Source organism: Paenarthrobacter sp. NEAU-H11 (genome assembly GCF_050573415.1).
GTDB lineage: Bacteria > Actinomycetota > Actinomycetes > Actinomycetales > Micrococcaceae > Arthrobacter.
This window is the reverse complement of record NZ_JBNZGA010000020.1, coordinates 35146-59234: the sequence shown is the minus strand read 5'-3', so window position 1 is coordinate 59234 and position 24089 is coordinate 35146. Positions and strand designations below refer to the sequence as shown.

At 66.2% G+C, this 24089-nt stretch carries 21 protein-coding genes; 13 read left to right on the top strand and 8 right to left on the bottom strand.

Features of this window, described 5'->3' with window-relative positions; translation table 11 throughout:
• The first annotated feature begins 11 nt into the window (after positions 1-11).
• Together ACQ3DC_RS19120 and ACQ3DC_RS19115 are read left to right on the top strand one after the other, a co-directional pair.
• Positions 12-2186, top strand: a complete 2175-nt coding sequence (locus ACQ3DC_RS19120) for a DNA/RNA non-specific endonuclease (protein WP_430752959.1) — start codon at positions 12-14, stop codon at positions 2184-2186.
• Positions 2187-2482: 296 nt separating this feature from the next.
• Positions 2483-3211: a hemerythrin domain-containing protein gene (locus tag ACQ3DC_RS19115; protein ID WP_430752958.1), complete on the top strand. Its 729-nt coding sequence runs from the start codon at positions 2483-2485 to the stop codon at positions 3209-3211.
• A gap of 124 nt (positions 3212-3335) precedes the next feature.
• On the opposite strand, the gene ACQ3DC_RS19110 is transcribed toward ACQ3DC_RS19115, so the two are convergent.
• The gene (locus ACQ3DC_RS19110) at positions 3336-3713 is read right to left on the bottom strand and encodes a hypothetical protein (RefSeq protein WP_157242406.1); all 378 of its coding nucleotides are present in this window, start codon (positions 3711-3713) and stop codon (positions 3336-3338) included.
• A 247-nt stretch (positions 3714-3960) separates the two neighbouring features.
• On the opposite strand from ACQ3DC_RS19110, the gene ACQ3DC_RS19105 reads away from it, so the two are divergent.
• The 3 genes from ACQ3DC_RS19105 to ACQ3DC_RS19095 all read left to right on the top strand — a co-directional run bounded on the left by ACQ3DC_RS19105 (position 3961) and on the right by ACQ3DC_RS19095 (position 5852).
• On the top strand, positions 3961-4584 hold the full coding sequence (locus ACQ3DC_RS19105; protein ID WP_430752957.1) for a TasA family protein: 624 nt from the start codon (positions 3961-3963) through the stop codon (positions 4582-4584).
• 67 nt (positions 4585-4651) lie between these two features.
• On the top strand, positions 4652-5272 hold the full coding sequence (locus ACQ3DC_RS19100; protein ID WP_430752956.1) for a signal peptidase I: 621 nt from the start codon (positions 4652-4654) through the stop codon (positions 5270-5272).
• Positions 5273-5390: 118 nt separating this feature from the next.
• A complete protein-coding gene (locus ACQ3DC_RS19095) occupies positions 5391-5852 on the top strand; it encodes a hypothetical protein (protein ID WP_430752955.1) in 462 nt (153 codons plus the stop codon).
• A 67-nt stretch (positions 5853-5919) separates the two neighbouring features.
• On the opposite strand, the gene ACQ3DC_RS19090 is transcribed toward ACQ3DC_RS19095, so the two are convergent.
• A complete protein-coding gene (locus ACQ3DC_RS19090; RefSeq protein ID WP_430752954.1) occupies positions 5920-6951 on the bottom strand; it encodes an NADPH:quinone reductase in 1032 nt (343 codons plus the stop codon).
• A gap of 106 nt (positions 6952-7057) precedes the next feature.
• Here ACQ3DC_RS19090 and ACQ3DC_RS19085 point away from each other — a divergent pair, with 106 nt between their 5' ends.
• A complete protein-coding gene (locus ACQ3DC_RS19085; protein WP_430752953.1) occupies positions 7058-8029 on the top strand; it encodes a CapA family protein in 972 nt (323 codons plus the stop codon).
• Positions 8030-8100: 71 nt separating this feature from the next.
• Here ACQ3DC_RS19085 and ACQ3DC_RS19080 read toward each other — a convergent pair whose 3' ends face one another.
• Positions 8101-8799 (bottom strand): maleylpyruvate isomerase family mycothiol-dependent enzyme, encoded by a 699-nt coding sequence (locus ACQ3DC_RS19080; RefSeq protein ID WP_430752952.1) that lies wholly within the window; start codon positions 8797-8799, stop codon positions 8101-8103.
• A gap of 323 nt (positions 8800-9122) precedes the next feature.
• Between ACQ3DC_RS19080 and ACQ3DC_RS19075 the strand changes: the two genes are divergently transcribed.
• The 4 genes from ACQ3DC_RS19075 (at position 9123) to catC (ending at position 12987) form a co-directional block, all read left to right on the top strand.
• Positions 9123-10508: an MFS transporter gene (locus ACQ3DC_RS19075; RefSeq protein ID WP_430752951.1), complete on the top strand. Its 1386-nt coding sequence runs from the start codon at positions 9123-9125 to the stop codon at positions 10506-10508.
• A 128-nt stretch (positions 10509-10636) separates the two neighbouring features.
• The gene (locus tag ACQ3DC_RS19070) at positions 10637-11581 is read left to right on the top strand and encodes a LysR substrate-binding domain-containing protein (protein WP_430752969.1); all 945 of its coding nucleotides are present in this window, start codon (positions 10637-10639) and stop codon (positions 11579-11581) included.
• Entirely contained in the window at positions 11578-12681 is a 1104-nt protein-coding gene (locus tag ACQ3DC_RS19065) for a mandelate racemase/muconate lactonizing enzyme family protein (RefSeq protein WP_430752950.1), read from the top strand. Before ACQ3DC_RS19070 ends, ACQ3DC_RS19065 begins: the two co-directional genes overlap by 4 nt.
• Before the next feature lie 27 nt (positions 12682-12708).
• Positions 12709-12987 carry a muconolactone Delta-isomerase gene (gene catC / locus ACQ3DC_RS19060; protein WP_157242418.1) on the top strand — a complete coding sequence of 93 codons (279 nt, stop codon included), beginning with the start codon at positions 12709-12711 and terminating at the stop codon, positions 12985-12987.
• A gap of 21 nt (positions 12988-13008) precedes the next feature.
• Here catC and ACQ3DC_RS19055 read toward each other — a convergent pair whose 3' ends face one another.
• From ACQ3DC_RS19055 to benA, 5 genes are all read right to left on the bottom strand, one after another.
• Positions 13009-15840 carry an AAA family ATPase gene (locus tag ACQ3DC_RS19055; RefSeq protein ID WP_430752949.1) on the bottom strand — a complete coding sequence of 944 codons (2832 nt, stop codon included), beginning with the start codon at positions 15838-15840 and terminating at the stop codon, positions 13009-13011.
• A gap of 53 nt (positions 15841-15893) precedes the next feature.
• Positions 15894-16721 carry a 1,6-dihydroxycyclohexa-2,4-diene-1-carboxylate dehydrogenase gene (locus ACQ3DC_RS19050; RefSeq protein WP_421093617.1) on the bottom strand — a complete coding sequence of 276 codons (828 nt, stop codon included), beginning with the start codon at positions 16719-16721 and terminating at the stop codon, positions 15894-15896.
• Positions 16721-18292, bottom strand: coding sequence for a benzoate 1,2-dioxygenase electron transfer component BenC (gene benC, locus ACQ3DC_RS19045; protein ID WP_323057246.1), 1572 nt, complete (start codon positions 18290-18292; stop codon positions 16721-16723). Before benC ends, ACQ3DC_RS19050 begins: the two co-directional genes overlap by 1 nt.
• Before the next feature lie 121 nt (positions 18293-18413).
• Positions 18414-18950: a benzoate 1,2-dioxygenase small subunit gene (benB, locus tag ACQ3DC_RS19040; protein ID WP_321216128.1), complete on the bottom strand. Its 537-nt coding sequence runs from the start codon at positions 18948-18950 to the stop codon at positions 18414-18416.
• Positions 18951-18985: 35 nt separating this feature from the next.
• Positions 18986-20371, bottom strand: a complete 1386-nt coding sequence (gene benA, locus ACQ3DC_RS19035) for a benzoate 1,2-dioxygenase large subunit (protein WP_323057247.1) — start codon at positions 20369-20371, stop codon at positions 18986-18988.
• Positions 20372-20701: 330 nt separating this feature from the next.
• Between benA and catA the strand changes: the two genes are divergently transcribed.
• From catA to ACQ3DC_RS19020, 3 genes are all read left to right on the top strand, one after another.
• The gene (gene catA / locus ACQ3DC_RS19030) at positions 20702-21586 is read left to right on the top strand and encodes a catechol 1,2-dioxygenase (RefSeq protein ID WP_323057249.1); all 885 of its coding nucleotides are present in this window, start codon (positions 20702-20704) and stop codon (positions 21584-21586) included.
• Positions 21587-21695: 109 nt separating this feature from the next.
• Positions 21696-23021: a benzoate/H(+) symporter BenE family transporter gene (locus tag ACQ3DC_RS19025; RefSeq protein WP_430752948.1), complete on the top strand. Its 1326-nt coding sequence runs from the start codon at positions 21696-21698 to the stop codon at positions 23019-23021.
• Positions 23022-23633: 612 nt separating this feature from the next.
• Entirely contained in the window at positions 23634-24047 is a 414-nt protein-coding gene (locus ACQ3DC_RS19020) for a thermonuclease family protein (RefSeq protein ID WP_430752947.1), read from the top strand.
• Positions 24048-24089: the final 42 nt, after the last annotated feature.

The window sequence follows — 24089 nt, the reverse complement described above, 5'->3', positions numbered from 1 at the left end:
GGAGCGGACCGATGGTAATACCGGAAGATGTGCTCACGGCCACCCAGGCCCGGTTCGAAGCGCGGGAGGTTCCCCGCGCGGGAACCGAAGAAAAGATTGCGGCGGCCCAAACTCCGCAGGGAAGTATCCTCGACGTCGATGCCCCCGAACGGGTGGAGCTGCGCAGCCGGCGGGTCCTGCGCCAGCCGGTGGTCATGGACGCGCTGAAGGCGACGGCGGATACCTCCCCTGTCCAACCGGGCCAGGTCCGGGAAGACCAGGTGCTGGGAGACCTGGTGCTGGAACGGATCATCGGCGGAAGCAACCTGCTTGGCATCGCCTTCCTGGAACTGGGTACGGCGGTCTCACGCACGGTGGGCAGGGTTATCGTCCGCGACCGGTTCCAGGTCCGTTCCTTCGGCACCGGCTTTATGATCTCGCCCCGCCTTGCCCTGACGAACAACCACGTCCTGCCCGACGCCCAGTCCGCCCGGTTCTCCCGGCTGGAGTTCAATTTCCAGAACGGCATCGGCGGCCTTCCCCTGGCCACATCACAGTTCGACCTGGAACCGGACACTTTTTTCCGCACTGATACCGGCCTTGACGTCACCGTGGTGGCCGTAGCGGCGCAGTCCCGGCCCGACGGAACTTCGCCGCCGGTGCCGCTGGCGGGTTTCGGCTTCAACCGCACCACCAAGGAGCAGGGCAAAATCCTGCTCGGCGAATCCATCAACATCATCCAGCACCCCGAAGGCCAGGAGAAGCAGCTTGCCCTGCAGCAAAACGAACTCCTCGACCGGTTCGACCAGTTCCTGCACTACCACACCGACACATCGCCGGGTTCTTCCGGGTCACCGCTCTTCAACAACCAGTGGGAGGTCCTGGGCCTGCACCACTCCGGCGTGCCCGCGCGGAACGAAGCAGGAGAAATCCTGACCGTCGACGGCACGGTGTGGGACAGAACGCAGGATGAGCTGAAGATCCGGTGGATAGCCAACGAGGGCGTCAGGATCAGCAGCATCCTGACGTGGCTGGAGAAGGGCGCTGACGGCATGAACGAGGGCGAACGCGCCCTGCTCGGGGAGGCGCTCAATCCGCCGCCGCCCGCACTCCCCCAAGTCCCAGCTGCGGAACAACGGGCTGGGGTCCGGACGCAACCCGCAGCGCAACAGCCCGCCACAGTCGAAGGCGGAGCGGTTTCCCTCACCATTCCCCTGCACATCACAGTGCGGCTCGGCGCGGTGCAGGCAGCTCAGGGAGTGGCCCAGGCATCCGCTGACCCCAGCCGCGCGGTTCCGGGCACCGGAAGTGCAGTCGCTGAAGAGGCAGTGGCGATAGATCCGGACTATTCCGGGAGGAAGGGGTACGATCCCGGCTTCCTGGGCACGGCTGTGCCTTTGCCGGTCCTCACGGCCGGGCAGCGTGCCGATGCTGCCCTGAACCGTGGCGCAGCCGCCGGGCAGGATCCAGCGGTGCTGAACTATCACCATTTCAGCCTCGTCATGCAGCGGACAAGGCGCCTGGCTCTCTACACGGCCGTGAACGTCGATGGCCAGCTCAGCCAGTCACCCAAGCGTGAGCGGGACAAGTGGTACTTCGACCCACGCCTGGACCGGTCTGAGCAGACGGGCGACGAGCTCTATACGGACAATGACTTCGACCGGGGGCACCTGGTTCGCCGCCTCGATCCGGCCTGGGGCCCGGCCGACGTTGCCCGCGCGGCCAATGACGATACCTTCCATTTCACCAACTGCTCACCCCAGCACAAGAAGTTCAACCAGGGTGCGTCGCTGTGGGCCGGCCTGGAAGATTACCTGCTGGATACCGCGAAGGCCGAAGGGCTCCGGCTCACGGTGTTTACCGGTCCGGTCTTCACCGCGCGCGATCCGGACTTCCAGGGAACCCCCATCCCGCTGGCCTTCTGGAAAATTCCGGTGTTCCGGCGCCCGGACGGGAGCCACTCAGCCAGTGCCTACATGATCAGCCAGCATGAACTCGTGGAGGAAATACTCCGGGAAGCGTTCACCCCGGCAACCTTCCAGGTTCCAATCCGCAGGGTCAGCGAACTCACGGGCCTGGACTTTGCCCACCTGTTCGATTGGGACCCGATGAACGACCAGTTCACGCCCCTCCCCAAGGCCCAGGAAGCCCTTGCCACTCCAACCCCGGCCAGGGAACTCCATACGTTCGAGGACCTGCAGCTGTAAGAGGCGCTCCGGCGCTTCGTTACTACAAAAGTAGTGACATCCCACTACTTTTGTAGTAAATTATTTGCATGACCGGCACAGCCGTCATTCCGGCGGACTTGGGCGCCCATTCCTGCGATCGCCCCAGGGCAACAACCAGCGAGCGCCTTGCGACGCCCTCCCCTTCAGGCGCGGAAGCCGCCGTGCACGTCGGCGTCCTCCCTACGCCGACTGGACCCAACGCAACCGGGCCCGCCGACAAACACCAGCCGCAACCCGGGCGGTCCCGCCCGATTCCCGAAATGGAGGCAATCCAAATGACTGACTTCTTCACGATGCTGCCCGGCGAAACCGCAGCTCCCGTGCCCCCGGGACCGGTCCTGAGTTCGGGCTCTACCGGCATTCGGCGCGTTCACCGTTTCCTCCTCTGGGCATACCGGGAGGCGCCCAACCTGGTGCGCTCGACCGCGGCGGGAGACACCGCCCGCGCCGCGCTCGTGGGGGAAGTGCTCGGCAACTTCGACAAGGTGCTCCTAGTCCACCAGGAAGGCCAGAACCTGTTCATGTACCCGCAACTCGCCGAACGGGCTCCGGCATGCGCGTCACACGTGGAGCAGATGCTCCAACAACACCGAGGGATCAAAGACCGAGTGGAGAGCATCGGGCCCGTTCGCAAGCGCTGGATGCAGACTGCAGAGGCAGGCACCAGGGACGAACTCGCAAAAGGCTACGAAGACGTTCACTCCGTTCTCAGCGAGCATCTGCGCCGCGAAGTCACCGAGGTGATGCCCGCCGTCGATCGCGTAATGACGGAGGAGGAATTGAACGCAATGGTGCAGCACGGCGTCAGGCAGCACGACAAGAAGTTCCTGGTCACGTACCTCGGACTGATTCTGGCCACCAACCCGCCCGAGGACCGAAGGGCAATCTTCTTCGAGGAGATCCCGGCCCTCGCCCGCCTCGGCTACCGACTCATCGGCCGCAGGATGTACCGCAGGCAATACGCGGCACTCTTCCCGGGACGGCCGATCCCCGAAACGCTTTAGCCGGCCCGGCGGGCGGCAGCGCCAGCGAAGGAAGAGCCCGCGCCATCGGCGATCGCCCGCTGCCAGGGGGCGTCAGTGGCGCGGTGTTCAGCCAGCACCAGTGGGTCGGAAAGCAGCAGTGCCGCTAGCCCTGCACAGGCTCCCCAAGGTTCCCGGCTCGGGCAACGGACCGGCGGATTCCCACGATTCTGACCGCGACTCCCGTCAGGACCAGGCCGATCCCCAGCGCCATCACAATCCAGACCGAAACCGACGCGGAGTCGATCTGCCGGTAGCACTCTGTCGCCAGCCCGACAGTCTGTCCCTGCGCGTCGGAAATTTCAGCCGCACGGCTATTCGGGAGCAGCGGGCTGCCGCACAGCGGCCCCACTGGTTTCAGGCCGATGACAAAACTCAGCAGTTGCAGCGCGAACCCGACCGCGATGGTCAGAATCCACCCTCGCCGTTGAGTGAGCTCTTGATTGATGTTCCTGGTTGTAGCTTCCGGATCTCGAACCGCCATGTTCAGAGCATAGTGCGAGCCCCACCCGCATGCCGCCCGCGAGCATCGCGGCTTCCTCGCAAAGGTTCAGAGTGTGGACCTTGATCGAACCTTGTGCGTGCGGGCCGTTTTTTGATGGGATCTTGGCCGTATTCGACCCGGCAACTTGATACGGGACCGGCATTGTTGGCGTTGTCGGCAGGAGAACCGGCAGCCACAAGGTCCGCAAGAAGGCGGGCCGCCGTCAAAGAAATGGGAGTTCGTCATCATGGGTCTCAGCCTGAACACCACCACCGGTAAAGTCGTCGCCTCCCTGGCCCTGGTCGGCACCGCCGCCGGCGTCGCAGGCCTGGGCACGTACGGCGCGTTCACCTCCAGCACCTCCGCCTCCACCGATGTTGCCTCCGGTACCGTGGCAATCTCGCTGGGCGCCTCGGGCGCAGCCAACCGTCTCAGCGTCGCCGCCACCGGTCTTGTCCCAGGGGACACGGTGCAGCGAGCCGTAACGCTCACCAATGCCACAGGCAACCAGTCGGTGTCCGCCATCACGCTGACCACACTGGCGACCGCCACATCCAAGCTGGACACGGACCCGGCATTGGGCCTGCAGCTCGCGATCGACAAGTGCTCCGTGCCGTGGACCGAGGCCGGCACCGCCCCCGCCTACACCTACACGTGCTCGGGGGGCACCGTCACCCAGGTCCTGGCCTCCCGCGCCGTCATCGGCGCGGACCTCGCCCTGGCCGGCCTGAGCTCCACCGCGGCCGGCAACACCGATAACCTCCGGGTGACCCTGTCGCTGCCAGGTGCAGCGGACAACACCTTCCAGGCCAAGAGCAGCTCCATCGACCTGTCCTTCACCGGAACCCAGCGCTCCGGCGCCAGCAAGTAACCACAGCTTCCTCCGCCGCCTGCCGAAACCGGGCGGCGGAGGAACACCACCCGGAACGGACACTGCCATGACGGCATCACCAACCCAATGCACCCGGCCAACGACGGCGGTCTCCCCCACCACTGCGCGGACCACACGATGGGCCAAGGCATTCCGGGGCATCACCAGGGCCGCCACCACGTCCGTGATGATCGGCGCCGCGGCCCTCTTCCTGTTCCTGGCCGTTGGGCCCAGGGTTCTTGGGTACCAGACCAGCACGATGCTCACCGGATCCATGGCCCCCCTGATCAACGCCGGCGACGTCGTGGTATCGGTCCCGAAGCCTGTCAGCGAGCTCAAAGCCCGGGACGTCATCACGTACGGGATACCCGTCGAGGACCACCGCGTCGAAACCCATCGGATCGTCGAGATTAGCCGGAACGACAACGGCACCACGGTCATCCGCACCAAGGGCGATGCAAACAGTGGTGCCGACCCCTGGACCGCCGCCCTGCAGGGCGGCACGGTCCATGTCCACGCCGCCACCATCCCCTACCTCGGCACGGCCATCCGGGCCCTGCGCGAACCGGTGCTCCTGCAGGGCTTGATGTATGGCGCTCCCGCCGTCCTGGTCTGCATGGTCCTGGTGTCGATTTGGAAGAAGGAACCTGGCGTGAATTCCCCGCCCGTCACGGACCACCGGCGATGAGTACCGGACGTGCGGTACTGGTCTAGGCCCTGAGCCTGAAACGGGTCCCGCGAGCCCAGGCGCCGTGGACAGGCAAGAATGGATCCCGACCCCGAGACTGACAAGGAGAGCCCAGGCCGTGCGCACCAGCGGAAAGACCGAGTCAGGCCGGCCCTCCGGTTTCGCGCGTTCCGCCGGGGTCCTGACAACGGCCGCGGTACTGCTCCTCGCACCCGGGATTGCGGAAGCAGCGTTTACAGCCGGGGCCACGGGCCAGATGAATGCAGCGACGTTAAGCCTGGCCCAGCCTGTCGGTACCGTGGCTGCCTCCAGCTGCAACGGCAGGGACCTGACGATCACCTTCACCAACTATGGTTACGTACCCCGCGCCAGCGCGTTCCGTGTCGAGATCTTTCGTGACCCCACCGACACGGCGCCGCAGTTTGTGGTGGACAGGGCCCAAAATGACCTCAGCCCGATCACCGTGAGAGTCTCAGGGGGAAGGACGCCCAGGCCCTATAACGTTCGAGGACTTTATCCCACAGTGGGAGGGAACACCTGGATCGGGCAGCCCCTACCCGGTACAACCGTCGCATGCTGAGAGCCACCCCGCCCGGTCCCGGCTGCAGGGTGATGACCCCCGTGCGAGGCTCCCGATGCGTTATTTGTTAGCCCGCTGACACATCGATCAGGACCTTGCCGACGATGCTCTCTTCCACCGCGGAGTGGGCCGCAGCCGTGTCAGCCAGGTCAAAGCGATGCAGCGGCAGGCCTGCGGCCTCTCCCACCGGAAGGGCGCCGTCGGCGATGGCTGCATTGATGTCCTCGGCGGCGACCTGCACCGCCGCCATGCCAACGGTGTAGAGCAGCACGAACTGGTAGCGGACATTGAGGCTGAAATGCCTGCGTACGTCCAGGGTCATCTGATCGCCGCCGTTGTTGGCGTAGACGGCGATGGAGCCGCGGTTCCGGATCACTGCCAAGTCGAGTTCGGCGTTCCGCGCCGGTGCCACCTCCACGATCTGGTCGATGCCGTTGGGAGCAATCCGGCGGATCTCCGCGGCCGCGTCGGTTTCCCGGTAATTGATCACGTGATCGGCGCCCGCGGCCGTGGCCAGCGCAGCCTTCGCCGGGCCGCTCACGGTCGTGATCACGACGGCGCCGGCCCACTTGGCCAGCTGGATCGCCGCATGGCCCACGGCGCCGGCCCCTCCCGCGACGAGAATCACTTTGCCTTCCAGGGCTCCCGGGTGCAGGCGCCGCGGGCCGTCTTCGGCAATGGTCAGGGCCCGATGGGCGGTGACCGCGGGAACGCCCAGGCTCGCGCCGACGTCGAACCCGGCGTTCTCCGGCAGCGGAAAGACCCGCTCGGCCGGCAGCACGGCGAACTCCTGCGCCGTCCCGCCGTCGGCGCGCTGATAGGCGGCCAACGCCAGCCAAACCCTGTCACCGATGTGGAAACGCTCGACGCCGGGTCCCACGGCGTCCACAACTCCGGCGCCGTCCTGGTTCGGGACGACCTCCGCGAAAGGCAAGGGTTCGCCCGGTTTGGAGCCGCGGCGCGACTTCCAGTCGGTGGGGTTCACCGCGGACACCATGATCCGCACGCGCACCTCCCCGGGCCCCGGGTCGCGGATCTCGCGGTCTACGAGCTCGAGAACAGACGGATCACCGGTGGCACGGTACACGATAGCTTTCATACTCAGACCTAACGCCGGCCCCGACCGAAAATTCCCGCCGCGCGCCGGGCGGGACGCTCCAACGGTCGCTCTTTCGCTTCCCGGACAGGCAGTCCATGCTGGTGCCATGCAGATCGCATTCCTCGGCGACGTCATGCTCGGCCGGCTGGTGAACGACCACTTGCAGACCGTTGCCTCCGCCTATCCCTGGGGTGACACCCTTCCGGTCCTGCGGCGGGCGGACCTGAGGATCGCCAACCTCGAATGCGTGCTGGCCGACGGCGGCAAACCCGCGCCGGGCAAGGTCTTCACGTTCCGCACCGACCTGAAGAACGTACGCAGCCTGCTCCTGGCGCAGATCGATCTGGTCTCCCTGGCGAACAACCACGTGCTCGATTACGGAACGGACGCGCTGCAGGAAATGCTTCCCACGCTGGACCGGCACGGAATCCTGCATGCGGGCGCGGGTACGGACCTGACCTCAGCCGCTCGGCCAGCCGTCTGCCGCGTGGGAGGCACCGCCGTCGGGTTCGTGGCGTTCACGGACAACCAGCCGGATTGGGAGGCGGCTCCCGGCACCCCTGGCGTGTACTACGTCCCCGTGACAACCCACGGGCAGCGCGTCGACCAACTGCTGGCGCTGCTCCGACGGACCAAGGCACGTGTGCAACTGCTCATCGTATCGGCCCACTGGGGCGGCAACTGGGGCTCCGACGCCCCACCAGAGCACCGGGCACTGGCGCGGCAGCTGGTCGAGGCGGGCGCCGACGTCGTCTTCGGCCATTCACCGCATGTCTTCCGCGGCGTCGAGGTCTACCGGGGCCGGCCCATCATCTACAGCGCCGGGGACTTCGTCGATGACTACGCCGTGGACCCTGAGGAACGCAACGACCTGTCCTTCATCTTCCTGATGGAAACCGCCGGCGGAACGCCGCGGGCCCTGCGCTTGTTTCCCACCATCATCGCCGGCTTCCGGGTCCGGCTGGCAGTCCGGAGCGCCCGCGGTACCGCGGACCGGATGGCCCGCCTCTGCGGCGACTTGGGCACCGGAAGCAGCTGGAATGCCGGCGAAGGGTGCCTGGAGGTTCCGCTGGTGTAGCCGTGCGGGTGCGGATGGCACCGATAGCTTCAGCGTCCCGGGCTTGCCGCACTGCTGATTCTCGGCCCGGCCTACCAAGCTGGCAGGACAGGCAAGAGTCCGTCGGCCTCTATATGCTCACTGTCCCCGCGGGCAAGCCATAAGAGCAGGCCTTCCCGGTCCGACCTAACGTGCAGGGCGCCGTCACCAATCACCCATTCATCCCGTTCTTCGGTGACCGCGGTAATTCCCGGAATGCCCTTGGCGCGCAGCGAACGAACCACGGCTTCGATGGCGTTCAGGAGTGAATCAGGGTCGGCTTCCTCGATGGTCCACGCCGTGTCAAGGTCATGGTGGTGCACGACAACTTCAGCGATGCGAAGTGCCACGATGGACGTCGCAGGGATGACCTTGCCGTTCACGTTGACATCCGGGGCAGCCAGCTCCGCGTTGAGCCGTTGGGCCTGCTCCGCGAAGCTCCGGGCCGACTCCCGCAGTTCGTCCAGGAGCTCCTCGCGCGGCAGTGCGGCCAGGGCGGAAATTTCTTGGGAGCGCGCCTCGGGTGAGGCATAAAGCTGCCGTTCCCCGCCGGAGGCAGCGCCGTCGATGAGGTTCACCAAGGCGCGGCCGCTTGATGCCACGTGGGCGATGACGTCAGCCCGGCTCCACCCTTCGCACAGTGACGGAGCCGCCATCTCAGCATCGGAGAGGGACGCTACTGTGGCCAGAAACATGTCGGTTTCCCTGCCCAGGCGGGACAGGTCCGAATATAGGCGGGCGGTATTGATCATCCGGCCAGCCTAGCCGCGGCCTTCTCAGTAACACCACCGTTTAAGGGCCCTCTTCCATACCGGAATCGTCTGGACTGATAGGCGTATCCACGCGGATCAGGGCAGCGCGGCAGAGGGTCCCTACGTTCGTGCGGATTTGTAGGATCTATTACCTAAAGCGCACCTTTCAGTAGTTCTGCGCTCCTAATACCCCCCGGGCCTAATCCCGGGGATTTGCCTCATATGTCCCGCATCACACCTCTGTCAGGCTGAAACAACCGGGTCGGATGCCATCTTTACGCGCATGCCCACCCCGCCATCACCTAGAGAGGAACTTGGGGACCATGACACAACCGCATGCCGTTATCGCCGAAAATCCAGGAAAAGAAAAACGCACGGCCAATTGGGTGGCCTTCATCATCTGCGCGGCCCTCGTGTTCGATGGCTACGATCTGGTCATTTACGGCACCGTCCTGCCGGGGCTGCTCGCCGATCCCTCCCAGATCGGGAAGTTCGACGTGGCCACAGCGGGCCTCCTCGGTTCGTGGGCGTTGATCGGGGTACTCGTGGGCTCGCTGGTCTGCGGCGCCGTGGGCGACTTCTTCGGCAGGCGCCGGCTGATGCTCCTGGGCATCGCCTGGTTTTCAATGGGCATGTTCGTCACGGCACTGACGGCAAGCGTGCCTGCATTTGGGGCCATGCGGTTCGTAACGGGCCTTGGCTTGGGCGTGGTTATCGCCACTGCAGGAGCCACCATGGCGGAGTTCGCACCGGCAGGAAGACGCCAGTTCTACAACGCGATTGTCTACTCCGGCGTCCCGGCAGGCGGCGTCCTCGCGTCCATAATGGGCATCCTGTTCCACGACACCCTCGGCTGGCGGGGACTGTTCATCATCGGTTCCCTGCCGCTGGTTATCCTGCTGCCTATTGCGTGGCGCAAGCTCCCCGAGTCCCCGCGCTGGCTGCTGGCCCGCGGTCGCGAACAGGACGCCATGGCCGTCGCGGAGCGCACGGGCGTACCCCTCCTCGAGGAACGCGTGATCCTTGAGGTGGGCGCAGCGCCCCGGAAGTCCGGCTTTGCCGCCGTCTTCTCCCGGCAGTTCGCCGCGGCTTCCATCCTGCTGGGCCTCATGTCCTTCTGCGGCCTGCTGCTGACCTACGGCCTCAACACCTGGCTGCCCAAGATCATGGAGGGTTACGGCTATGGACGGACCTACGCCCTGTTCTTCCCCCTTGCACTGAACCTTGGCGCCGTCGTGGGCGGCCTGGTCGCCTCCCGCCTGGCGGACAAGAGCGGCCCGCAGCGCATCATCGCCTCCACGTTCGGACTTGCCACCGTCTCGCTCGTGCTCATGACCTTCAGCTTTCCGCTGCCCATGCTCTTTGCCTTCATCGCGGTTGCCGGCGTGGGAACCCTCGGCACCCAGGTCTTGGTGTACGGGTTCCAATCCAACTACTTCACTACCAACGCCCGCGCAGCGGGCGTCGCGTGGTGCGCCAGTGTAGGGCGGCTGGGCGGCGTGCTGGGTCCGATCATCGGCGGCTGGCTTGCCGCCGCGGGCATCGGCGGCTCCACGGCGTTCTACATTTACGGCACAGTGGCGCTCCTGGGCGCCTTGGTCACCGTGCTGGTCCCCCGCCAGCGGAAGCTTGAGGAGGCCGGGCACAAGGTGGAGGAGCTGGCCGGGAGCCGTATGGAGGAAAAGCTGACGGCCCCTCAGCCCAAGTAGCCGGCGGAGGCTGTTCTGGCGTAATTGAGTCACATTAATAATCCAGTAGCGCATTTTAGGGTTATTCTGTGAATCAATCGCGCGGCCAGGGCAGCCCCGGCGTGCGCCAACGGAAGGGCGGGCACACTGTGGAGCTCCGGCAGCTGAACTACTTCATCGCTGTTGCGGAGGAGCGGCATTTCGGCCGGGCGGCCAAGCGCCTCCATATGGCCCAGCCGCCCCTCTCCCAGCAGATCCGCCAGCTTGAGGAGCAGCTGGGAGTGCGCCTGCTCAACCGCACCACGCGGCGCGTGGACCTCACGGCCGCGGGGCAGCTCCTGCTTGATCGGGGACGGCAGATCGTCAACGAAATAGGAACGCTGGAAGCGGACGTGTACCAGGTCGGCAAGGGCGCCACCGGCGTCCTCCGGGTGGGGTTCTCAGGGTCCGCAACTTATGGCGTCATGCCCCAGATCGCCCGCCTTGCCAAACAGGTCCTTCCCGGCCTGTCCCTGGCGTTGAACGGCGAAATGCTCACCCCGTCCATGGAAGCGGGTCTCCGCGACGGAACTTTGGACGCAGCACTGCTGCGTCCCCCCGTCTCATCCCAGGAGATTGACTACCGCGTCGTCGACCGGGAGCCGCTCGTCGTCGCGGTTCCCTCCTTCAGTGCGCTGGCGGAGGACAGGTCCGTGGCGATGCATGAACTGCAGGATCAGGACTTCATCGCATATGCGCCCGAGTCCGTGCTCTACCGCATCACCGCCGACCTGTGCCGCCAGGCCGGCTTTCAACCGCGCATTACCCAAGTCGTCGGCGAGACCTCCACGATGCTGGCATTCGTTGCCGCCGGCGGCGGCGTGGCGGTCATGCCGTCCCGGGTGCGGGCTTTCCAGCTCGACGGCGTTGCCTACCGGGAGATCGAAAACGTCCCTTCCGTGGAACTCGCTGTCGCCTGGCTGCGGGGCAACCACTCCACCCTGCTGCATAACTTCCTGGACATCGTCGGCGCAGCTACGGCCGCACAGCCGGTGCCCGACCCGGCCTCCGGGCCCGTCCCGCTTCCTACCGATGAAAGGCATCCCCCGTCATGAAAATCGCAGCTATTGAGGCGATTCCTTACTCGATCCCCTACCGCCACCCGCTGCATTTCGCCTCCGGATCCGTCCACGAGGCTGACCACGTGCTGGTCCGCCTCCGCACGGACGACGGCGTGGTGGGCCTCGCGGACACCCCGCCGCGCCCGTACACCTATGGTGAGACGCAAAAGTCCATCGCCGCGGTGGTGCAGGACGTGTTCGCTCCGCAACTGATCGGCGTCGACATTTTTGACCGCGAGAAGATCCAGGAGATCCTTTACCGCACCATCCACAACCAGACCGCCAAGGGTGCCGTGGACATCGCCCTGTGGGACGTCATCGGCAAGACGCTGGGGCAGCCGGTGACCAAGCTGCTGGGCGGCTACACCGACTCGCTGCGGGTTTCCCACATGCTTGGCTTCAAGCCCGCCCAGGAGCTGCTCGACCTGGCATTGGAGTTCCGCGAGACCTACGGCATCAACACGTTCAAGCTCAAGACCGGCCGGCGCCCGCTGCACCTGGACATCGAGGCGGCCCGCGCGCTGCGTGAGGGCCTCGGCGGGGACGCCGAACTGTACATGGACGCCAACCGGGGCTGGTCCGCGAATGAAGCTGCGGAGGTGCTGCGCCGCACCGCGGACCTGGGCCTGCAGTTCCTCGAGGAGCCGGACGACGCCCGCGAAGTCCTGGGCCGCCGTCGGCTCGTTGCCAACTCCCCCATCCCCATCGCGGCGGACGAATCCGCCCCGAATCTCGGCGAGGCCGCCCGGGAAATCCTCAACGGCGGGGCCAACCTGCTGGCGGTCAAGACCGCCCGCTCCGGATTTACCGAGGCGGCCAAGATCGTGGGGATGGCCGAGGGCATGGGCATCGACGTGTACATCGGCAACCAGATCGACACCCAGGTGGGCACGGTGGCTTCGGTGGTGTTCGGCGCCGCGTTCGCCCACACTGCCAAGCGCGCCGCCGAACTGTCCAACTACCTGGACATGGCGGACGACCTGCTGGCCGAACCCTTGCAGATCATCGAAGGGCGCATCCGCGTCCCCGAGGGCCCCGGCGTGGGCACAGGGGTCAACGAGGAGAAGCTCGAACGCTACCGCAGCGACCGCTAAGCCACCCCTTCCACGAAAGGAACATCAATGAAGTACCTGGTCCATATGGACGTCAAACTGCCCGCAGACCTGCCCGCATCCGAGGCTGCTGAGATCAAGGCCAAGGAGAAGGCCTACTCGCAGGAGCTGCAGCGCTCGGGGAAATGGCCGGAAATCTGGCGCGTGGTGGGTGAATACGCCAATTACTCGGTCTTTGACGTGGGTTCAAACGACGAACTCCACGACATCCTGCAGAACCTTCCGCTGTTCCCGTACATGGAGATCTCGGTGGTGCCGCTGGCCAAGCACCCCTCCGACGTTAAGTAGGTACCAGCCCGCCGTTCCGGGTCAGTCGCTGGCCCGGAGCGCGGCGGCGAGCTCGCTGCGGGACCGGATGCCCATCTTCCGGTAGAGCCGCGTGAGGTGGTACTGCACCGTCTTCTCGGCGAGGAACAGGGCCCGGGCCGCCTCCTTGTTGGTCGCCCCGCCGGCCACGAGTTCGGCCACCGCCTGCTCCTGCGCGGTGAGCTGGACGTGGTGGTCCCGGGCGGCGGTGAGTACCGAATCGGCAGGGTCAGGGAGATTGCCGACGTCGAGACCGGTTGCCTTGAGCTCCCTGTCGCAGCGCTCCACATAGGTGGCCGCGCCCAGTGAGTCGTAGAGGTCCCGCGCCGCACGCAGCACAGAGGACGCCAGCCGCCGCTTGCCGGCCCGGCGCATGCTCTGCCCGAACGCAAAACTGATCCGCGCCCGCAGGTAAGGCCGGTTGAGCCCGCGGAGGTGGCCCAAGGCGGCCTCGAAGTGCTCCCTGGCAGCGTCGGGATCTCCCTGGGCTGCCAACAGCCGGCCCCGGGCCCAGGCCATCCGTGCCATGTCGGAAGGGACTTCGCGTTCGCGCCGCAACCCCTCGAAAGAGGTCAGGAAAGCGTCAGCGGTATCCAGCTGATCAGTCATCACCAGCGCATTAACGTACGTGTCCTGCCATGGCCAGAAGGACACCCGGTCCTCGGTCCACGGGTCCAGTTCGGTCAGCGGCTGCAGCACGGCGAGGGCGCTTTCATAATCAGCCCGCGCCTCGTGGAACCGGGCCCGGGCAAGGCTGGCCGGCACCTGCATGGCCCGGTAGGTTCCCGGCTGGACCGCGGCCTGGGAGACGTAATAGCGGGCGCGGTCCCAGTCGCCGCGCATGGACCAGAGCTCCGCGGCGGTCCAGTACAGCAGGGGCCGGATCAGGGGCATCCGGGAGGTTTCCAGGCGGACGCTGGAGCGGGCGATGGTGGCCGCTGCGGCATCCCAGTTCCCCAGCACCAGATGGGTGCGGGCCAGCCATGCCTCGGCCCACAGGGAGATGCGCAGGGACCCGCCGCGGTACTCGGTGGGGGCGGCGGACTCGAAGTTCACCAGGGCCGCTTCCACGTTGTCCATCCGCAGCGCCAGCCAGCCGGCTCCCATTTGCACGCGCTGCTTCTGCGCGTTCTCGGCGGCGTGCGCGAACGCCCGCTGGTAGGAAACCTCCGCCTCCCCCAGCCGGCCCCGCGCGTACAGGCCCAGGCCATAGATGGCTTCCGACTCGACGTGCGCCGGCGTCCCGGGCTCAGTCAGGGCCATCGCGCGCTCCGCCCAGCCGGTGATCATCGGGCCGTCCCAGGATGCAACCCCGTGCAGGACGAAACGCTGCGCAACCTGGGCGGCGGCCTTGGGATCGCGGTCCGGGTTGCTGGTGCGCCACGCCATTTCCAGCTGGCTTTGGGCGCTGTCATTCTGGCCGGACACGGTGGACAGGTAGCCCAGCACTGAGGAGCGCAGCGGCGAGGGCGGCAGGGCGTCCACGGCGGCGGACCAGGTCTGCGCCTCGGCAACATTGCCGGCCCCGACCAGTGCGTCTACAGCGCGCAGGAGCCGGTCGTTGCGGGCCCGGATATCCAACGACAGGCGGGACGCGGAAAACAACGCCGTCGCCACGTCCTGCCATGCACCCACGGCCGCCTGGCGGCCGGCAAAATCCTCGAGTTCTTCGGCGAGCGCCTGGTCCGCGGCGGGCGTTGCCGAGACCCGATGCCCCAGCTTTTCGCCCTCCGGCTCCACGGCCTCCGCAGCCAGGCGGTGCAGCGCGATGCGGCGGCTGGGAACAATCTGTTCGTAAATCGCCTCGGCAGTACCGGGCTCAACGAACACGACGGCGGAACGCGCCTGGTCGACGGACAGCCGCAGGAGGCCGGCGCGGTGTCCTTCATCCAGGGCTTCGAGGACGGACTCCACTCCGCTGACGGAGGCTACTTCCGACAGGCCCGCGCTGCGGCCCAGCACGGACGCGGCTTCGGCGACGGCAACGAGTCCGGGCGAGGCGGCATCCAGGACGCTGTGCACCCTGGCGCGCAGCCGGGAGGTGGGCGGCAGCGAGGGGAACCAGGCCAGCCAGATTTCCGGGGGCAGCTCGCGCAACAGCTCCACCACTGGCTGCGGCAGGCCGCCCGTGTGCCGGACCAGCCCGTGCGCCGCGGTGACGCTGAGGTCGATGCCGTGCAGGCGCCGGGCCACTTCCTGGACCTGTTGCGGGGTGAGCGGCTCCATGGGAATGCGGACCACCTGGTGCCCGGTCAGGTAGTCCAGGACGCCGGCGGGGATACGCGGCGCGTCGGCGGGGTTCAAGGTGAGCAGGAAAAGGATCCGCTTTCCGTGCAGCCGGCGCATGACGAACGTAAGGATGCGCAGGCTTTCCACGTCGAGTTTGTGGACGTCGTCGACGGCGACCACGACGCTCCCGTGCGACTGCAGCCCTTCGAGGTGGGTGCCCAGCGTCGAAGCGTAGTTGACCACCTGGTCCGTGCTCAGGGAGGCGAGGGGACCCGCCGGAAGGTGCGGGCCGCCGTCGTACGCCTTTGCCGAACGCAACGGCGAGGTGAGCATGAGCTGGGAGTAGCCGGCGAGCGCGAACTGCGCTTCCCAGTCATCGCCCATGGCGGAGAGGACGCGGACGCCGCGGACGCCCGTGCGGCAATATTCCAGGAAGGACTCGAGCACCGCGGTTTTCCCGGAGCCGGCCGGTCCGGTGAGGACGACCGTGACCACCTTGCCCTTGCGGACGGCGCGGAGGATGTCCAGGAGCTCCTCGAACACCGAGTCGCGGCCCACCAGCGGCGAATCCGCACCGATATCGCCTTGGACGGACCCCGCAGTCATGGCCGCCAGTCTACCGGAGCGGCCTGCCCGCCCTTTGCGGCGGTGTCCAACCGCTATCCCAGGTCCCCGCCGGCCACCGGAAGGATGCTGCCGGTGAGGTAGGACGCTTCGTCGGAGGCGAGGAAGACAATGGGCGCGGCCTGCTCGTCAAGGGTGCCGTAGCGCTTCATGAAGGAGGATTCCACGGTCTGGTCCACGATCACCTGGTACCAGGCCTTCTCGGTGGCGGACTCGGCTTCCGGGCCACGTTTGACCTTCCGCGGCGGCGCCTCGGTACCGCCCGGCGCCGTGGCAACTACGCGGATTCCTCGCCCGGCCACCTCCATGGCGAGGGCCTGGGTCAGTGCGTTGACGCCGCCCTTCGCAGCGGCATAGGGGACGCGGTGCATGCCGCGGGTGGCCACCGAGGACACATTGACGATGGTCCCCGACTCCTGTTCCAGCATCGCCGGCAGTACCGCCCGGCAGCTCCAGAGGGTGGGGAAGAGCGAGCGGCGGATCTCCTTTTCGATCTTGTCCTCGTCGTACTCCTCGTAGGGGCGTGCCCAGATGGTGCCGCCTACATTGTTGACCAGGACATCCACGCGTCCGTGTGCGGCAAGCGCAGCTTTGACGGCCTGGGTGGCGCCGACGAAGGTCTCCAGGTCCGCAGTGACGGATGTGGCCGACCCTCCGGAACCGGAGGACTTGGCGGCCTCTTCGATGCCGCGGGCCACGTCGCGGACCAGCTCCGCGCGGTCCACCAGGACCACGGCCCCGCCTTCGGCGCCGATGCGTTCGGCCACTTTCCGGCCGATCCCCTGGGCGGCACCGGTGACGACGGCGACCTTGCCGCCGAACCTGCCTGGGGTCACGAATTGCCCGGCGTACGGTTCAGCCATCAGAGGGCGGCCTTCGCGTCGATGGCGCCGGCCATGGTGTCCTTCGCATCGTGGGCGTGCGCGGTGATGACGGCGCGGAGGCGGTCCTTGTCCCCGCGCTCAAAGGCGTCCACGATGTCCAGGTGGTCCTGGGTGACCCGCTCGAAGATCGGCGTTCCGGTTTCGAAGGCCGCAGCCATTTGGGCGTGCACGTCCAGGCGGCGGTAGGACTCCAGCAGCATGGGGTTGTCGCAGATCATGAAGAGGTACTCATGGAATTCCTCGTTGGTGCGCGCGAACTCCTCGGGGTCCGTAATGCTCCCGCCGTCCACTGACGCCGTGGTGGCTTGGGCGAGCCGGCGGAACTGGCGCAGCTGTTGCTCGCTGAGCCTGCCCAGCAGCAGTTCGCTGACCGCCAGCTCCAGGCCCATGCGGGCGTCGAGCTGGGCGAAGCTGTCCTCCTTGCGGAAGTCCAGCCGGCCGGTCTCCAGCGAGGACACGGCCTCGCCGCGGCTCATCGTGTCGCCTTCGGCCTGGATCTTCCCGGCCGGCGCCGGGGCTCCCGTCTCGGCGTCGCCTCCGGTAGTCTCCTTCGGCGCGAACCGCTCGAAGTAGAAGTTGGCGGGCTGGATGCCCTCGGCGTCCAGCCACTTGGAGACGGCGTTGACCATGGGGGGCGGGCCGCAGAGGTAGATGTCCACGTCGCCTTCGTTAAGGTGCTTCGGTTCGATGATCTGTGTGACGTAGCCGGTGTGCGGGGCGGAGGTGCCGGGCTCGGAGGCGATGTAATCCCAGGTGAAACCGGGCAGCTTCGCTTCGTAGGCCCGCAGCCAGTCCAGGCCGACGATGTCCGCTTCGCGGGTGAGCCCGTAAATGAGGTGGACCGGGGTGGACGGCGGGTTTTCGGACAGCTTTTCGAGGATGGACAGGAGCGGGGCCAGGCCGGTGCCGCCGGCCAGGAGCAGCAGGGGCCGCTTGGGCTCGCGCAGGAAGAACGATCCGTAGGGGCCGGTGAACTCGATGGAGTCGCCTACTGCGGCGCGGTCCCGCAGGTACTCGGACATGGCGCCCTGTGGGGTTACGCGGACCATAAAGGACGCGTCCTGCACTTCGGGTCCGCTGCTGAAGGAGTAGGAGCGCTCGGCGTCGGTGCCGGGGACCCTGAGGTTGACGTACTGGCCGGGAAGGAAGGCCAGTGCGTCCCGGTTGTCCACCTCGAGGGTGAAGGACACCGTGGTGTCCGTGTGCCGGTTGAGCTCCTTGATGGTGGAGCTGAAGGTGGCCGCCGCCGTCTTGGCCGACTCCGACGTGGCCGGGATCTGGATGGCAAGGTCGGACTCGGGGACGGCCTGGCAGGTCAGCAGGTAGCCCTTTTCGAGTTCCTCTTCGGTCATGGCGTCGTCAATGTAGTCGCCCGGGTCGAAGGTGCCGGAATCGCAGAACGCCTTGCAGGTGCCGCAGGCGCCGTCGCGGCAGTCGGACGGAATGTTGATGCGCGCCTTGTAGGCCGCGTCCATGACGGTCTCATAGTCGCCGACCTTGATGACTTTGGTGACGCCGTCTTCGAAGCTGAGGGCTACTTTATGGCCCATGGTGTCCTCCTGGCTGGGCGGGCGCGTCGTCGCGTCCCGGGAAAGTTCTGGCGTGCCCGGCGGGCACGGGATGGGAACTGCCGTACGGCACCCGGGACTTCCGGGCGCCGGTTCGGGCAGGTCAGATCATGTAGACGTCCACCACGTGGTGGATGTAGTCGTTCTTCAGGACTACCTTCTTCTTCAGGATCACCGGTTCCGGGCCGGAAAGGTCGATCGTGTAGTAGCTGGTGCCGAAATATGTGTCCGTCGTGTTGTAGCGGAAGTAGAGCGTGAACCAGTTGAAGCGCACCTCGACCCGGCCGCCGTCGTTCGCCAAAACCTCAACGTCCGTGATGTTGTGCCCCGTGCGCGGCTCGGGGAGGGAGGTGGCCGATGACCTGTCGGTCTTGATCCGGAACACCCGGTCCTCGATGCCGCCGCGGTTGTCGTAGTAGATCAGGGAGATCTCGTTCTGCGGGTCCTGCGTCAGCTGGTCATCCACGTCCCAGGCCGGCATCCAGAATTCGGAGTCGGGGTGGTAGCACTCGAGCCACTCATCGAACTGGCGGTCGTCCAGCAGGCGGGCTTCCCGGTAAAGGAAGGCACGGACGGTTTCGAGGATTGCAATGTCCTCCGCGGCCTTGAGGACCGGGGCGGTTTGGGTCAGGCTGGTCATTGTGTCTGCGCTCTCTGTGGTTCCGGTGGGCTCTGTCAGGCGGAGGCGGGGACGGAGGCCAGCGCGGAACGCTCCTCTTCCTCCGCCAGGGCACGGTCCATGACTTCCTTCCAGTACCCGTGCTGGATGGGGTAGAGCCCTTCATCTTCGGTGCGCACTCCGGAGGCGATGACCTTGGTCATGCCCAGGGCCTGGGCCTGCTCGTCCGGGCCGGCGATCTCGTGGGTGGAGCCGCGGGTCATGTCGTTCCAGGGGGCGCTGGTGGCCCAGTAGGTCTTGTTGCAGGAGCGGAATTCCTCCAGGTCGTCCGGGGTGGCCATGCCGGTGGCGTTGAAGAAGTCCTCGTACTGGCGGATGCGCTTGGAACGGTTCTCCTGGGACTCGCCCTTGGGTGCGATGCAGTAGATCGTCACCTCGGTCTGGTCCGCGGAAATCGGCCGGAAGTGGCGGATCTGCGAGGAGAACTGGTCCATGATGTAGACGTTCGGGTACAGGCACAGGTTGCGCGAGATGTTGATCATGAAGTTGGCCATCTCCTCGCCGTACTTCTGGACCAGTTCCTCCCGGCGGTCCCAGAGCGGACGGTCCTCGGGGTTGGTCCACTCCTGCCACAGCAGCAGGTGCCCGTGGTCGTAGGAGTAGAAGCCGCCCTTGACCTTGCCCCACTTGCCGGCATCCATGGCCTTGGTTTTGTTGGCCGAGTCACCGGCGCTGCGGCGGGCCGTGGTGGCGGCGTAGTTCCAGTGCACGGCCGTGACGTGGTAGCCGTCGGCGCCGTTTTCGGCCTGGACCTTCCAGTTGCCGTCGTAGGTGTAGGTGGAGGAACCGCGCAGCACCTCCAGCCCTTCGGGTGACTGGTCAACGATCGAATCGATGACCTTGGTGGCGTCGCCCAGGTGCTCCTCCAGCGGCAGCACGTCAGCCTTCAGCGAGCCGAACAGGAAGCCGCGGTAGGACTCGAAGCGGGCCACCTTGGTGAGGTCGTGCGAGCCTTCCTTGTTGAAGGTCTCGGGGTAGCCGGCGTTCCGGGAATCCTTGACCTTCAGCAGCTCGCCGGAGTTCTTGAACGTCCAGCCGTGGAACGGGCAGGTGAAGGTGGTGCGGTTGTCCGTCTTGCGGCGGCACAGCATGGCGCCGCGATGCGAACAGGCGTTGACGATGCAGTTGAGCTTCTCGTCCTTGTCCCGGGTGATCATCACCGGGGTGCGGCCGATGTACGTGGTGAAGTAATCGCCTACGTTGGGAATCTGGGACTCGTGGGCCAGGTACACCCAGTTGCCTTCAAAAATATGCTTCATCTCAAGTTCGAAGATCTCCTGGTCGGTGAAGATTTCGCGCTTGGCCCGGATGATGCCGTTCTCACGGTCGTCGATCACGGCGTCGGCAAGGACCTCGCGGGCATGGATCAGGTTCTCGGTCATGGCGTGCTCCCTCATTGGAGATTGCTGGACGGATGGGCGGGAGGTCCGGGCTGGCGTCGTTGCCGGCGGTGGACGTTAGAGGCAATTCTTCCCCCTCGTGACTGGTCTCACATCAGGCAAACACCTAGGGTCGACCAAGGGTGTCTTTATGTATCGATCATGACTAAAAAGCAGCATTATCAATATTTGTTTCGTCATTATCTTCGGACCTACGATGAGACAGACATCACGCGACGCCACGGAACGGCAGGCACTCCTGCACCGGCGTCCTGCGGCGGGTCCAGGAGACCTTTCTGGGCCCCAATTTCAAAGACGAAGGTGGAGACCGCCATGACTGAGACTCAAGTGGACATCCGGAACGAGAACGAGGGCACAGCCGTTGAAGCCGGCTCGAAGGCCACCGAACGCTTCGCCGCTTCCGGCAAGCTTTCGGAACTGCGCGTGCCCAAGGAGCGCGTGAGCCTGCTGGCCGGCGCGCTCATCAAGGCCGCCAACGACATTGTCGTTGAGCACCAGGTCACTTACGAGGAGTACAACGCGCTGAAGGCTTGGCTGATCAAGGTGGGTACCGACGGTGAGTGGCCGCTGTTCCTTGACGTGTGGCTGGAGCACACGGTCGAGGACGTCAACTCCCAGGACCGCCCCGGCACCAGGGGCACCATTGAAGGCCCGTACTACGTGCCCGGATCGCCGGAGCTTGCGACGCCGGCCACCGTCCTCATGCGCGACGGCGAAGAGGGCACCCCCCTGCGTTTCACCGGCCAGTTCACGGACACCAACGGCAATGCCCTGCAGGGCGCACAGGTGGAGATCTGGCACGCGGACGCCGCCGGCTTCTACTCGCAGTACGCCCCGGGCCTGCCGGAGTGGCTCTTCCGGGCCACGGTCAAAGCCGACGACGAAGGCCGTTTTGAAATCAACACCATGCGTCCGGCGCCGTACCAGATCCCCACGGACGGCGCCTGCGGCCAGCTCATTGAGGCGGCCGGCTGGCACGCCTGGCGTCCGGCCCACATCCACATCAAGGTATCGGCACCCGGCTACCAGCCCGTCACCCAGCAGCTCTACTTCCCGGGCGACCCGCACAACGCTGACGACATCGCCTCGGCCGTCAAGCCTGAACTGATGCTGGACCCCAAACCCCGCACGGACGGCGGGGCCGGAGAGGACGCCGTGTACAACTACGTCCTCGCCAAGGAAGGCGAGACCAAGTAGGCCTTTGCCCCTACTGTCTGAGGCCGGGCGCCAGGACCCGGCCACATGGCGCCCCGGAGCTGCATCTTCGGGGCGCCTGCCTGTTCCAACCACGCAGCCAGGAGCCAGGATGCCCACTTTCCGCCAGGACCCGGCGGCCCAGCCGGAAGCCGCAGCAGAACCCGTCACTGGAGGGCCGGCTCCCGGACTGTCGGCCGCGGAGATGCCGCCCGCGCGGCAACCGCTGCTGGAACGGCCCGGACGCCGCCCCGCCGGACCACGCCGTTTCCTTCGGGACGTGGCGCCGACCTACGTGTCCAACGGTGCCATTGGCCTGGTCTTCACCGCCTCCGGGCCCATCGCCGTCACCCTCGCCGTCGGGGCAGCAGGCGGGCTGAGCCAGGAACAGCTCGCCTCGTGGGTTTTCGGCATCCTGTTCTCCGGCGGAGCCGCGACACTGATCATGTCGCTGCTGTACCGGCAGCCGCTGGGGTTCGCCTGGTCGATTCCAGGCACGGTTCTGCTCGGACCGTCGCTGCACCATCTTTCCTTCGCGGAGGTGGTGGGCACGTTCTTCACCGCCGGCCTGCTCGTCCTGGCCCTGGGCGCCACCGGAGTGGTCCGTCGGATCATGGCGATGATCCCCATGCCGATCGTCATGGCCATGGTCGCCGCCGTGTTCCTCCGCTTCGGCACGGACATCATCTCCGCAAGCCAGGCCAATCCGGCCGTCGCCGCCCCGATGGTGGGCGCCTTCCTGCTCCTGACCGCCGTGCCGGCCCTGGGGAAATTCCTTCCCCCGGTCCTGGGGACGCTGGTGGCCGGTTGCCTGGCGGTGGCGGTCAGCGGGCAGTATGTTCCCGGGGAGCCGGGACCGCTCCTGGCCGTCCCGGCCTTCACCCCTCCGGTGTTCACGTGGGCGTCGCAGCTGGAACTGGTGGTTCCCCTGGCCTTGACGGTGTTGTTCGTCCAGAACGGCCAGGGCATCGCCGTGCTTCGGGCCGCAGGACACCGGCCGCCCGTGAACGCTTTCGCCATCGTGTCCGGCGCGTTTTCCTTGCTGAACGCCGGCTTAGGCGCGGTATCAGCATGCGTGACGGGCCCTACGAACGCCCTGTTGACGTCGTCGGGAGTTAAGGGACGGCAGTACACAGCAGCGGTGACCTACGGTTGCCTCGCACTGGCCTGCGCGGCGCTGGCTCCCACCCTGACCCGGCTGATGCTGGCCACGCCCAAGGAATTCGTCCTGGTCCTGGGCGGAATCGCGATGCTGCGGGCACTCCAGCAGGCGTTCGTGACCGCCTTCTCCACCACCTTCACCCTGGGAGCGCTGGTGACCTTCGTGGTGACCATCTCCGGCCTGGATCTGTTCAACATCCACGCAGCCTTCTGGGGCCTGGTCATCGGATACTCCGCCTCACGGCTGCTGGAGCGTCCGGACCATGCAGGATCATAAAAGCGGACCGGCGAGTACCCGGCGAAGGCGCCCCTAGGGTGTCCCTGCCCAAGAATTTCACCTGAGCTGGGCAAAACCATGGGAAGTCTTGATCCAGCCGCGGCATGGTTAACCCAGCAGCAGCACCAGCCGAACCGAGCCACTGATCCAGCAGGCACCCAGCCGGATGCGCGGAACAGGAGTAGCCATGAATCAAGCACCCACACCGGACGTCGCCTCCGTCGTCGGCGGTAGCGGCACGGTTCACCGCGGGAGCCTGACGTGAAACGAATCGCACCGCTGAATGCCCTCGGCAGCCCCTCGCGCACTGGCGAAGCCAATGCGTCGACCCGCATCAGTTACCCCGTTACGGGGCGGCGGGCTCCATCCGCTGTTCCGCCGACATGGACCTCCGGCAACGGCCTTCAAGAGGCAGACCAAATCTGGCCCGACTGTTGCGACTGAAAGTGCCATCCGATGGCCACCCGAATACGGGCCGCCTGGCGCACGACGGCGACAGCTGCCCTCTTCGCCGTTTCGCTGGCCGGGTGCTCCCTACCGGGAAACGGCCCGAATCCAACCACGCCGGCGCCTGACCGGACCCTGCCAACACGGGCGGAAGGACCCTTTCCCGTGACCTCTGTCACTGACGGGGACACGATCCGAGTCACCATCGATGGAAAATCGACCCGCGTCCGCCTCATCGGCATTGACACCCCGGAAGTCAGCGATCCAAGGAAGACGGTCCAGTGCTTCGGACTCGAAGCATCCCGGCGAGCCACCGAACTCATGGACGAAACCCAGGTCTGGCTGGAATACGATCCCAGCCAGAGTCGCCGCGACCGTTACGGCCGGACGCTGGCTTACGTCTGGCAATCTGCAGGCGTACTCGTCAACGAAAAAATGGTGGCCGAAGGGTTCGCCCACGAATACACCTATGAGACCCCCTACAAATACCAGGACAGGTTCCGTGAGGCCGAACAGGCCGCCCGTACTGCAGAACGGGGCCTGTGGAGCCCGGCCACGTGTGCAGGCAACACAAACTGAACGAGGCGGGTTCCCCGATCGGCGCTGACGCTACTGCACGCT